Origin of the sequence: Nocardioides sp. SLBN-35 (genome assembly GCF_006715725.1) — a bacterium.
In the GTDB taxonomy this organism is placed as follows: domain Bacteria; phylum Actinomycetota; class Actinomycetes; order Propionibacteriales; family Nocardioidaceae; genus Nocardioides.
Map to the genome: position 1 here is coordinate 4,306,637 of NZ_VFNU01000001.1, position 11,322 is coordinate 4,317,958.

11 protein-coding genes and 2 tRNA genes are annotated in these 11,322 nt (G+C 72.1%); 3 read left to right on the forward strand and 10 right to left on the reverse strand.

Annotated features, from left to right (window positions below; all coding sequences use genetic code 11):
• Positions 1–15: 15 nt before the first annotated feature.
• From clpX to FBY23_RS20810, 3 genes are all read right to left on the reverse strand, one after another.
• Positions 16–1,293: an ATP-dependent Clp protease ATP-binding subunit ClpX gene (gene clpX / locus FBY23_RS20800; RefSeq protein WP_141799884.1), complete on the reverse strand. Its 1,278-nt coding sequence runs from the start codon at positions 1,291–1,293 to the stop codon at positions 16–18.
• 119 nt (positions 1,294–1,412) lie between these two features.
• Positions 1,413–2,021 carry an ATP-dependent Clp protease proteolytic subunit gene (locus FBY23_RS20805; protein WP_141799885.1) on the reverse strand — a complete coding sequence of 203 codons (609 nt, stop codon included), beginning with the start codon at positions 2,019–2,021 and terminating at the stop codon, positions 1,413–1,415.
• 11 nt (positions 2,022–2,032) lie between these two features.
• On the reverse strand, positions 2,033–2,638 hold the full coding sequence (locus tag FBY23_RS20810) for an ATP-dependent Clp protease proteolytic subunit (protein ID WP_246319106.1): 606 nt from the start codon (positions 2,636–2,638) through the stop codon (positions 2,033–2,035).
• Positions 2,639–2,844: 206 nt separating this feature from the next.
• Here FBY23_RS20810 and FBY23_RS20815 point away from each other — a divergent pair, with 206 nt between their 5' ends.
• Positions 2,845–4,251, forward strand: a complete 1,407-nt coding sequence (locus FBY23_RS20815) for a hypothetical protein (protein WP_141799886.1) — start codon at positions 2,845–2,847, stop codon at positions 4,249–4,251.
• On the opposite strand, the gene FBY23_RS20820 is transcribed toward FBY23_RS20815, so the two are convergent.
• Together FBY23_RS20820 and FBY23_RS20825 are read right to left on the reverse strand one after the other, a co-directional pair.
• Entirely contained in the window at positions 4,232–4,882 is a 651-nt protein-coding gene (locus FBY23_RS20820) for a response regulator transcription factor (protein ID WP_313901101.1), read from the reverse strand. The genes FBY23_RS20815 and FBY23_RS20820 overlap by 20 nt on opposite strands.
• Positions 4,879–6,030: a sensor histidine kinase gene (locus FBY23_RS20825; RefSeq protein WP_141799888.1), complete on the reverse strand. Its 1,152-nt coding sequence runs from the start codon at positions 6,028–6,030 to the stop codon at positions 4,879–4,881. Before FBY23_RS20825 ends, FBY23_RS20820 begins: the two co-directional genes overlap by 4 nt.
• A 128-nt stretch (positions 6,031–6,158) precedes the next feature.
• On the opposite strand from FBY23_RS20825, the gene FBY23_RS20830 reads away from it, so the two are divergent.
• The gene (locus FBY23_RS20830) at positions 6,159–7,061 is read left to right on the forward strand and encodes a CPBP family intramembrane glutamic endopeptidase (RefSeq protein WP_160158316.1); all 903 of its coding nucleotides are present in this window, start codon (positions 6,159–6,161) and stop codon (positions 7,059–7,061) included.
• On the opposite strand, the gene FBY23_RS20835 is transcribed toward FBY23_RS20830, so the two are convergent.
• Both FBY23_RS20835 and FBY23_RS20840 read right to left on the reverse strand, forming a co-directional pair.
• Complete coding sequence (locus tag FBY23_RS20835; protein ID WP_160158317.1) at positions 7,039–7,515, reverse strand: SRPBCC family protein; 477 nt, start codon at positions 7,513–7,515, stop codon at positions 7,039–7,041. The two genes, FBY23_RS20830 and FBY23_RS20835, sit on opposite strands and share 23 nt — an antisense overlap.
• 56 nt (positions 7,516–7,571) lie before the next feature.
• Positions 7,572–8,741, reverse strand: coding sequence for an alpha/beta hydrolase (locus FBY23_RS20840; protein WP_141799891.1), 1,170 nt, complete (start codon positions 8,739–8,741; stop codon positions 7,572–7,574).
• Positions 8,742–8,806: 65 nt separating this feature from the next.
• Here FBY23_RS20840 and FBY23_RS20845 point away from each other — a divergent pair, with 65 nt between their 5' ends.
• Positions 8,807–9,562: a class I SAM-dependent methyltransferase gene (locus tag FBY23_RS20845; protein WP_141799892.1), complete on the forward strand. Its 756-nt coding sequence runs from the start codon at positions 8,807–8,809 to the stop codon at positions 9,560–9,562.
• Between the two features lie 86 nt (positions 9,563–9,648).
• Here FBY23_RS20845 and tig read toward each other — a convergent pair whose 3' ends face one another.
• The 3 genes from tig to FBY23_RS20860 form a co-directional block, all read right to left on the reverse strand.
• Positions 9,649–11,037 (reverse strand): trigger factor, encoded by a 1,389-nt coding sequence (gene tig, locus FBY23_RS20850; protein ID WP_141799893.1) that lies wholly within the window; start codon positions 11,035–11,037, stop codon positions 9,649–9,651.
• Positions 11,038–11,103: 66 nt separating this feature from the next.
• Positions 11,104–11,176, reverse strand: a tRNA-Pro gene (locus tag FBY23_RS20855).
• A gap of 39 nt (positions 11,177–11,215) precedes the next feature.
• Positions 11,216–11,286: transfer RNA gene (locus FBY23_RS20860), tRNA-Gly, on the reverse strand.
• Positions 11,287–11,322: the final 36 nt, after the last annotated feature.

Genomic DNA, 11,322 nt, shown 5'->3' on the forward strand with positions numbered 1-11,322 from the left:
AGCCGGTCCCCGGGATCAGGCCGACTTCTTCTTCTTGGACTCGCGCAGCACCAGCGTCGGCGCGACCTCGTCGTCGACGACCTCCTTGGTCACCACGACCTTCTCGACGTCGCCGCGGCTGGGGACGTCGTACATGACGTGGAGGAGGACCTCCTCGATGATCGCGCGCAGGCCGCGGGCGCCGGTGCCGCGCTCGAGGGCCTTGTCGGCGATCGCGCCGATGGCGTCGTCGGTGAACTCCAGCTCGACGCCGTCGAGCTCGAAGAGCTTCTTGTACTGCTTCACCAAGGCGTTGCGCGGCTCGGTGAGGATCTGGACCAGGGCGTCCTGGTCGAGCGGGCTGACGCTCGCGATCAGCGGCAGGCGGCCGATGAACTCGGGGATCAGGCCGAACTTGGTGAGGTCCTCGGGGCGGACCTGGGCGAGCAGGTCGTCGGCGGCGCGCTCGGCCTCGCCGCGCGGCTCGGCGGTGAAGCCCAGGGACTTCTTGCCGACCCGCTGCTCGATGATGTGCTCGAGGCCGGCGAACGCACCGCCCACCACGAACAGGATGTTGGTGGTGTCGATCTGGATGAACTCCTGGTGCGGGTGCTTGCGGCCACCCTGCGGGGGCACCGAGGCGGTGGTGCCCTCGATGATCTTCAGCAGCGCCTGCTGGACGCCCTCACCGGAGACGTCGCGCGTGATCGAGGGGTTCTCGGCCTTGCGGGCCACCTTGTCGATCTCGTCGATGTAGATGATGCCGGTCTCGGCCTTCTTGACGTCGTAGTCGGCGGCCTGGATCAGCTTGAGGAGGATGTTCTCGACGTCCTCGCCGACGTAGCCCGCCTCGGTCAGCGCCGTGGCGTCGGCGATCGCGAACGGGACGTTGAGCATCCGGGCCAGCGTCTGGGCGAGGTAGGTCTTGCCGCAGCCGGTCGGGCCGATGACGAGGATGTTGGACTTGGCCACCTCGACGACCTCGTCCTTGCTGTGCTTGCCGGAGATGGGCTGCACCCCGGCCTGGACGCGCTTGTAGTGGTTGTAGACCGCGACCGCGAGGGACTTCTTGGCCTGCTCCTGCCCGATGACGTAGGAGTTCAGGAACTCGAAGATCTCCTTGGGCTTCGGCAGGTCAGCGAGCTCGACCTCGGAGCCCTCGGCGAGCTCCTCCTCGATGATCTCGTTGCACAGGTCGATGCACTCGTCACAGATGTAGACACCCGGACCAGCGATGAGCTTCTTGACCTGCTTCTGGCTCTTGCCGCAGAACGAGCACTTCAACAGGTCGCCACCGTCACCGATGCGTGCCACGGGTCCTCCTCACAATCGAACTACCCGACGGTACCCCCTGCCACGCTCCGGCGGGAGCGTGACACGAGGGGTACGTCGGGATGCTCATCGGTCTTGTTCGTTCTCGTCTGAGCCGCGGCTCAGGCGAGGGCCGGGGTCTTCTTGAGGGACTCGAGCACGGCGTCGATCAGGCCGTACTCGATCGCACCCTGGGCGGTGAGGATCTTGTCGCGCTCGATGTCGCGGCTGACGTCCTCGACGGACTTGCCCGAGTGGTCGCTGATCATCTTCTCGAGGAGCTCGCGCATGCGCAGGATCTCGTTGGCCTGGATCTCGATGTCCGAGGTCTGGCCGAACGTGCCCTCGGTGTAGGGCTGGTGGATCAGGATCCGGCTGTTGGGCAGGGCGAGGCGCTTGCCCTTGGCGCCCGCAGCGAGGAGGATCGCCGCGGCCGAGGCCGCCTGGCCGATGCACACCGTCTGCACGTCCGGCTTGATGAACTGGATCGTGTCGTAGATGGCGGTCAGCGCGGTGAAGGAGCCGCCGGGGCTGTTGATGTAGATGCTGATGTCCTGGTCGGGGTTCATCGACTGCAGGCACAGCAGCTGGGCGATGACGGCGTTGGCGACGTCGTCGGAGATCGGCGTGCCGAGGTAGATGATGCGGTCCTCGAACAGCTTGGCGTAGGGGTCGATCCGGCGGAAGCCGTAGGACGTGCGCTCTTCCCACTGCGGGATGTAGTAGTTCATGGCGTGATCACTCAGTCCTTCTTGTGAGCCGGACGGCCCTCGTCGACGGCTTCCTTGGCACTCTTGACGACCTTGTCGACCAGGCCGTACTCCAGCGCCTCCTGGGCGGTGAACCAGCGGTCGCGGTCGGCGTCCTCGGTGACCTGCTCAACGCTCTGGCCGGTGTGGTCGGCGATGAGGTCGAGCAGCACCTTCTTGATGTGGAGCGACTGCTGCGCCTGGATCTTGATGTCGGAGGCGGAGCCTCCCATGCCCGAGGAGGGCTGGTGCATCATGATCCGCGCGTGCGGCAGGGCGTAGCGCTTGCCCTTGGCGCCGGCGCACAGCAGGAACTGGCCCATCGAGGCGGCCAGGCCCATGCCGACGGTCGCGACGTCGTTGGGGATGTAGTTCATGGTGTCGTAGATGGCCATGCCGGCGTCCACGGAGCCACCGGGGCTGTTGATGTGCAGGAAGATGTCCGCCTCGGGGTCCTCGGCCGACAGCAGCAGCAGCTGGGCGCAGATCGCGTTCGCGTTCTGGTCGCGCACCTCGGAGCCGAGGAACACGATCCGCTCGCGGAGCAGCCGGCTGTAGATGTTGTCGTCGAGGAAGCTGATCCCCGCTCCCCCGTTCATCTGCGGGTTCATCTCATGACCGCGCGCTGCGTGGTGAGCGCCACCGGGAAGATTCTGAGTCACGCGAGTGACCCTAGCCGGACCGGGAGGCAGAACCACGCGTTCGACACCGCTGTTCGCCGACAGCAGATTCGCGGCGCCCGGTCGTCGTACCCCACCGGTAGCCTGCCGGGAAGCCGACTGCCCCACGCGCTCCAGGAGGTCCCATGCCCGCGGCTCCATCCACCGGCCGGCTCGTCGCCGCCGTCACGCTCCTGGCGGGCCTCGGCCTGGCCGCCTGCGACGCCGACGAGGGCGGACCGGAGGGGCCCGACGACGGTGACCGTACGACGGCCGCGGCCGCCGTGCTCCACGAGCCGGCGACGACCTGGGAGCTGCGCGCCGACACGGTGCTGCCGGGCGGCCGGTTCGCGCCGCTGGCGCCGGCGGGCGACGACGAGGTCCCGCAGCCGGGTGGCGTGGTGGTGGGCGACGTCCTGGTGGCCGCGATCACCGACCAGGGCAAGGGTGACGACGGGGCCGCCGCCTCGCTGCTGGTCGGCGTGTCCGGCGCCGGGAAGGTGCTGTGGAAGGGCGAGGACTACGGCGGCTGCTGGACACCCGACCACGCCGCGCTCTACTGCACCCGGGGCAACGCCCTGGTCCGGGTGAACGCCGAGACCGGCGGGTCAGGCGCCGGGGCCGAGGTCACCGTCGCCCCGGGCACCACGCCCGTCCTCGACGACGGCGTCCTCTACGTCGTCGTGACGCCCGCGGGCGCCGACGAGACCGCCTACCCGCCACCGTTCGCGGTCGCGGCGCTCGACGCGACCACGCTGAAGAGCGTGTGGCCCGGCGGCCCCGCGGGCGCCGCCGAGCTCGCCGGGTTCGGGTCCGGCTCCCCCGCGCTCGACCTGAGCGGCGACGACGTGTCGGTCGCGGCCTGGAAGGAGACGCCGTCCGGGCAGCCGGACGCCACCCAGTTCGAGCTCGACCGGGCCAGCGGCAAGGTGCTCGGCAGCACCCCGCTCGGCAAGGGCTCGTTCCTCGAGCGGCCGTGGACCGTGCGCCGCGGCTTCGGCAACGACAAGCTCGAGGTGCTCCTCGGCGACGAGGTGCTGCTGCAGCTCGAGGGCCAGCCGTGGGACACCCAGGACCAGCGGCTGACGACCACCGAGGGCCGGGTCGGCGTCGGCGCGACGCTCTACGACGTTACCACCGGCAAGGCGGTCTGGGAGCGGGCCGACCTCGGCGACGACCTGGCCGGCTGGCGCTGGACCGCCGACCGGAAGCAGGTCGCGGTGACCGGCTTCGACGCGAAGGCCGGGAAGATGCAGACGACCTACCTCGACGCCGGGACCGGCAAGACGCTGTGGTCCGGCCCGGGCACCGACGTCGCCCCGACCGAGACCCCCGACGCCTTCGTCCAGGTCGCGAGCGACTACGCGACCTCGTGGGTCGTGCAGGCCCTGGACCGCACCTCCGGAGAGGTGGCGTGGGAGAAGGACGTCAGCGCGATCGGCGAGGAGGGGTACGACGACGGGGTCTCGCCCGGCGGCCCGTACGTCTCCCCCAGCGCCGTGTGGCTCGTCGGGGCCTCGACGATCGTGGGCTTCACCGGCTTCCCGGGCTGACCCGGCCGGACTCCCGCTCGAGCACGAGGATCGCGAGCTGGACCCGGTTGTCGAGGCCCAGCTTGGCGAACAGGCTGCCGACGTGGGTCTTGACCGTGGCCAGGCTCAGGTGGAGCGACGACGAGATCTCCGCGTTGGAGCACCCACGCGCCACGAGCCGGGCGACCTCCCACTCGCGCTCGGTGACCTCCGCAGGTGCCCCGGCCGGCGCGACCGGCTCCGCCGCCAGCGCGACCAGCCGGCGCAGGACCCCCGCCGACATCACGGCGGCCCCGTCGTCGGCGCCGAGCACCGCCTGCTCGATCAGCTCGGGGTCCTCGGCCTTGAGCAGGAAGCCGTCGGCCCCGGCCCTCAGGGCGCCGAGGACGAACCCGTCGGTGTCGAAGGCGGTCAGCATGATGACCCGGCAGCGCAGCCCGGCGGCCCGGATCCGGCCGACCGCCTCGATCCCGTCGCCGCCGGGCATCCGGACGTCCATCAGGACCACGTCCGGGTCGACCTCGCGGACCACCCGGAGGGCGGTGACGCCGTCGCCGGCCTCGCCGACGATCTCGATGCCACGGGCGGGATCGAGGACCAGCCGCAGGCCGGCGCGCACGAGCGGCTCGTCGTCGACGATCACGACCCTCACCACGGGACGCTGACCTCCACGACGAACCTCCCGTCCACGAGGCCCGCGCGATGCCGGCCGTCGGCGAGACGAACCCGCTCCGCGATCCCCTCCAGGCCCAGACCCGCAGCGGCGCGATCGGCGCGGGCCGCCACCCGGTTGCGGCAGCGGACCTGCACCCGCTCGCCACCGGTCACGTCGAGCTCGACAGGCTCGCCGGGCGCGTGGCGGGCGGCGTTGGCGAGAAGCTCACGCACCACCCGGTGCAGCAGCCGGGAGGTCGTCTCGGACAGACGTCCGTCGGGGTCGGCGACCACGGCCGGGTCCAACGCGGCCCGCACCTGTGCCCCGGCCGCCCGGTGCTGCTCGACCAGCTCCGGGAGGAGCGCGGCTCCGGCCGGCGGTACGGCGCAGGGCGCCTCGTCCCGGTGCAACACGCCGAGCACCTCGCGCAGCTCAGCGTGCGCGGTGCGGGAGAGGTCCGCGACCAGCCGACTGCTGGAGCGCACGGTGTCCGCCGGGAGGTCGTCGCGACGCCCGAGAGCCCCCGCATGCAGCGCGATCAGGCTGAGGTGGTGGCTGAGCGTGTCGTGCATCTCGCCGGCGATCCGGGCCCGCTCGTGGCTCCGCGCCTGCTCGACGACGAGCTCGCGCTCCCGGTGGGCCTGCTCGGCGAGCTCGCGCCGCGCGCCGACCACGAGGCCGACGAGCACCATCACCACCACCGCCCCCGCCAGCACACCGAGCAGGCCGACCCGGTCCCGCCCGACGACGAGGATGCTCGCCGAGCAGGGGACGACGAACGCCGCGACCGCCCCCGCCCCGAGGCGCCACGAGCGGAGGGACACGAGGAGGACCACCGCCACCACTGCGGCCGGCGTCGCCGCGCCGAGCGGAGCCAGCAGGGCCAGCACCAGGCCGGCCGCCCGTGAGCGTTCGACGAGGACCCGTGCCAGCAGGTACGCCGCGGCGCAGCCCGCGGCGAGCTCGGCCAGCAGCCACAGGGCGACCAGGTCGTCCGGCGGAGGGTCGGGCCGCTCGAGGACGCCTCCGATGGTGATCGCGGCCTCGAGCAGGCCCAGAACGGCGCACACCGCGACCAGCAGCGTCCGAGAGCGCCGTCGCGCCACGAGGGGTGCGTCGTACTCGCCCCGAGCCTGCCCGATCATGCCGTGAGCCTAGAGCGAGAGCAGGGCGGGCGGATCAACCGAAGGGATGAGCGCGCCCCGACCTTCGGTGCCCGGGCCCGGCCCCGCGCCCGATGCGGTCGAGAGGGGCCGACGGGGAGCGTGGAGCCATGACGATCACGACTGCCCCTGTCCCGGACACCGTCCACGAACGGGACTTCCACCGGCTGGCCCGCAGCACACCCCGCCACCGGTGGTGGCGCCCCCTGGCCGTGGTGGCACTCGCGGGCGTCCTGTTCCTCGCCGGGACGATGCTGGCGATCGTTCCGATGGCCGTGGTGGAGGTCGCCGTCCCGGGCCAGGACGGACTGGTCGACCGGCTGTTCGGGCCCGCCGGGATGTCGGACCCGCTCGTCGCGACGGTCATGCTGACCACGATCGCCCTGATGCTGCCCGCCGCCCTGCTGGCGGTGCGGCTGGCCGGCGGCCGAGGGGCCGGCACCCTGTCCTCGGTGACGGGCAGGCTGCGCAGGGTCCTGCTGGTCCGCTGCGTCGGCCTCGGCCTGCTCCTGGTCGTACCCGCCCTGCTGGCCTTCGTCACCCTCGACGGCACGTGGCAGGACCTGGCCGTCTCCGGCACCACAGCACCGCTGCTCGCGGTGGCGCTCCTCGTGGTGCCGCTCCAGGCTGCCGCGGAGGAGTACGCCTTCCGCGGGCTGCTGATGCAGACCATCGGGGCGTGGCTGCGCCATCCCGCGTTCGCCATCGTGCTGCCCGTGCCGCTGTTCACCCTCGGTCACGAGTACGACCTGCTCGGACTGCTCGACGTCACCGTCTTCGCCCTCACGGCCGGCTGGCTGGCCTGGCGCACCGGCGGCCTGGAGGCCCCGATCGGCATCCATGTCGCCAACAACGCCGCACTGGTGGCCTTCGGCGCCGTCGGTCTGGTCGACCTCGACGCGACGGAGGGCACCTGGTTCGGGCTCGCCTGCAGCGTCGGCGTCACGCTCGGCTACGCGTGGCTGGTCCGTGGCTGGGGTGACGCGGACGCTACCTCTCGGCCGCGGCCTTGAGGCCGGCGAGCGTGGTCGCCATGCCGGCCTCGAGCTCGTCGGCGTGCGAGTCGTTGCCGCCGAGCAGCAGCGGGGCCACGATCCGGCTGCCGATGCTCAGCGAGCCGGGGACGGGGCGCCGGTGCACGACGCGGGTGCGGCCCGGGTCGGCGGGGTCCGCTTCGAGCTCCCAGATCCAGCGGGCGCCGCTGGACGGCGTGTCCCACACCAGCCGCTGACCGGGCGCCACGTCGGCGACGACCGAGCGGGTCGGCCACACGACGGCCTTGCGCCGGTTGATGCCGAGGTACCACTGGCCCACGCGCAGGCCGCCGCGCTTGAGCGGCACCATCCGGACCGTCTCGGGACTCCACTCGGCGAGCTGGCCGAAGTCGGTCAGCAGCGCCCACACGTGCGCCGCGGGCGCCTCGATCACGGCCTCGGCGCGCAGCTCGCGCGCGGCGTTCGTCGTCATGGCGCTCATCATGACGTCGCCGGTCGGCCTACCACCACCTCCCACGGGAGGAGATGTCACGCGAGCCAGCGCACCAACGCGGTGTGCACGTCGGGGTGGTTGAGCAGCCCGAAGTGGTCGGTGCGGCCGAGATGGAGCACCTCGGCGTCGGGGAACAGCTCGGTGCCGCGCCGGTCGCGACCGACGGCGGAGCGCGGGGTGACCAGCAGATCGCCGACGGCCTGTGCCACCGGGTGGCGCGCGGAGCGCGTCAGCGTGGCCGACACGAGGCGGTAGCGGGCGTGCGGCAGCGGAGGTACGTCGTGGGCGAGGCCCTCGATCAGGTCGTGGATGCCCGGCGCCTGGCGGTCGATGATCCGGCCGAAGGCGGCGACCTCGGGGGCGCGGGCGAGGGTGCGGCTCGCGTGGTCGGCGCCCACGGCGAACCAGGAGCCGAGGTGCGGCGTACCGAGCGTGACGACGTCGCTGACCAGCCGGGTCCAGGCTGCGGGGCCCTGCCCTTCGGCGACGACCGCGGACGAGGCCCGCAGGATGAGGCCGCCGAGGGAGTGCCCGACGAGCGCGATCCGGGTGACCTCCGTGGGCCAGGCGTCGACCAGGTGCTGCATGAGCGAGGCGAGCACGACGCCGTTCTCGCGCAACGGCAGGCCGGTGTTGGCGCGCAGGTAGACGGGGGTCCAGCCACGGGCGGCCAGGGACTCGCCGTACGTCGAGCCGAGGCGGTCACGATGCCGCCTCCAGTAGTCCTCGTTCTCGCACAGGCCGTGCAGGAAGACGACGATCCGGCCCGTGGGCTCCGGGAAGGCGCGCGCGAGGTCCGCCGGCGTGAGGGGTACGTCGCGCCCGCCGCTCCGCACGCCCATCTCGATCGCCAGGCGCGGCCGGTCGCGGCGGATCTCGTCGCCGATCAGCCCGTTGACCGCGGCGTTGACGAACCGGCCGCGCGGCCCGTCCTCCAGCGCCGGGCCGACGCCGGCGGCACCCAGCCGGGCGAGCCCGAGGCTGGCCCCGCGGAAGGAGAGCCCGACGGCGCCGTAGACGGTCGCGGCGATGCCGCGGTGCAGTGCCTCGGCCGGTACGGCGGCCGGGCCGACGCCGCGCCGGACCAGGCCGTGGGTGCGGCGGGCGATCGCCTGGTGGGTGTCGCGGGCGGTCGTCACGACCAGGTCGTCGAGGACCGCAGTGGCCAGGGCCAGGGCGTCGACGACGGTCGGGGCAGTGGTCATGGCCCGCAGCCTAGCCGAATGAGTGCACATGCGTACACTCAACTTCCGGGTGCCACCATGGCCGGGTGCGGACGTTCGAGGAGCTGGTGACCGAGGCGCGGCAGGCCGACGTGAGTGGCTGGGGCTTCGGCTGGCTCGAGGGCCGCGCGCGCGAGGAGCGGCCGTCGTGGGGGTACGCACGGCTGCTGGCAGAGCGCCTCTCGGGCGTCGGGAGCGGAGCCGCCCTCGACCTCGACACCGGCGGCGGCGAGGTCGTCGCCGAGGCGCCGGCACTCCCCCGGAGAATGGTGGTGACGGAGGGTTGGGCCCCCAACGCAGCACGCGCCCGCGAGCTGCTGGGCCCGCGCGGCGTGGAGGTCGTCGAGGTCGACCCCGGCGTACCGCTCCCCTTCCCGGACGCCACCTTCGACCTGGTCACCGCCCGGCACCCGGTCGCCCCCGACTGGCCCGAGATCGCCCGCGTGCTGCGCCCGGGCGGGCACTACCTGGCCCAGCACGTCGGCCCGGCGTCGGCGTTCGAGCTGATCGAGTGGTTCCTCGGCCCGCTTCCCGAGGAGCGGCGAGCGCGGGATCCCCGGACCGAGCGGGCCGCGGCCGAGGCAGCGGGGCTGACCGTGCTCGACCTGCGCACGGCGCGCTGCCGCATCGAGCTGGACGACATCGGGGCGGTCGTGTGGCTGCTGCGCAAGTGCGTGTGGTGGGTTCCGGACTTCACCGTGGAGCGGTACGACGACCGGTTGCGCGCCCTCGACGCCCGGCTGCGCACGGGCGGGCCCTTCGTCGCCCACTCCACCCGGCACCTCGTCGAGGCCCGGCGCTGAGCCGAAATGCACCGCACCCGGCCATCCGGTCGCATCTCCGCGAGGAGGGCGACCCGGATGCCGGGTGCGACGGTGGAGCGTGCGGATCAGGCCTCGGCCGGGGCCTCGGTCTCCTCGGCGGCCTCGGCGGTCTCCTCGGCGGGCTCGCCGATGGTGCCGTCGGCCTGCAGGTCCTTGAGCTCGACGACGTTGCCGGCGGCGTCCTTGACGGTCGCGCCCTCGACGAGCAGCTGCAGCGCCTTGCCGCGGCGGATCTCCTGGACCAGCTCGGGCACGTGGTTGTGCTCGAACATGTGGTTCACGAACTCCTGCGGGTCCTGGCCGGACTGCTGGGCGCGGCGGATCATGTGCTGGGTCAGCTCGCCCTGGTCGACGCCCATCTCCTCCTTGTCGGCGATGTCGTCGAGGAGGAACTGGGCGGCGACGGCGTCACGGACCCGGCGCTCGAGGTCGGCCTCGAACTCCTCCTGGGTCTGCTTCTCGTCCTCGAGGTACTTCTCGAGCGTCATCCCGGCCATGGCGAGCTGCTGCTCCAGGTTGCCGCGGCGCGCGTTGAGCTCCTCGGTGACCATGCTGTCGGGCAGCGGGATCTCGACCTTCTCCAGCAGCGCCTCGAGGACGGCGTCGCGGGCGGCGGCGGCCTGCTCGAGGCGCTTGCCGCGGGTCAGCCGCTCGCGGACGTCGGCACGCAGCTCGTCGAGGGTGTCGAACTCCGAGGCCTCCTGGGCGAACTCGTCGTCGAGCTCGGGGAGCTCCTGCTCCTGGACCTGGGTGACCTTGACGGCCACCTCGACGTCCTGGCCCACCAGGTCGCCGGACACCAGCTGGGTGGTGAAGGTCTTCTCCTCGTCGACGCCCATGCCGGTCAGGGCCTCGTCGAGCCCGTCGATCATGCCGCCGTTGCCGACCTTGTAGGAGAAGCCGGAGATCTCGGCGCCCTCGACGACCTCGCCGTCGTTGGTGGCGACCAGGTCGATGACCACGAAGTCGCCGTCCTGCGCCGCGCGCTCGACGTCGATCAGGGTGCCGAAGCGCTCACGCAGGGCCTCGACCTGCTCGGCGACGTCCTCGTCGGAGACCTCGAGGTCCTCGACGGAGGCCTCGATGCCGTCGTACGCCGGGAGCTCGAACTCAGGCTTCACGTCGACCTCGGCGGTGAACTCGAGGCCGTCGTTGTCCTCGAACTTGGTGACCTCGATGTCGGGCTGCGCGAGCGGCGTGAGGTTGTTCTCCTGGAGCGCCTCGACGTACGCCTTCGGCAGCACGTCGTTGACGGCCTCGTCGAGGACCACGCCGCGGCCGACCTGGCGGTCGATGACCTGCGGCGGGACCTTGCCACGGCGGAAGCCGGGGACGTTGATCTGCTTCGCGATCTTCTGGTACGCCGCGTCGAGGCTCGGCTTGAGCTCCTCGAAGGGCACCTCGACGGTCAGCTTGGCCCGGGTCGGGCTCAAGGTCTCGACGGCGCTCTTCACAGGTGTTCTCCTACTGGTCTGGGGATGGTGCACGGGCCACGAGGGCCCGCCGATCGGGGCGATCTGTCGGGGCGACAGGACTCGAACCTGCGGTCTCCTGCTCCCAAAGCAGGCGCGCTAGCCACTACGCTACGCCCCGCGGAACGGCCCGTCGCTCGGGTGGACGGACCGCACTTCGAGGGGATGACGGGAATCGAACCCGCGTAATCAGTTTGGAAGACTGAGGCTCTACCATTGAGCTACATCCCCGGAGGTCACGGCCGTGCTCGCGCCCGGCTTGAGACC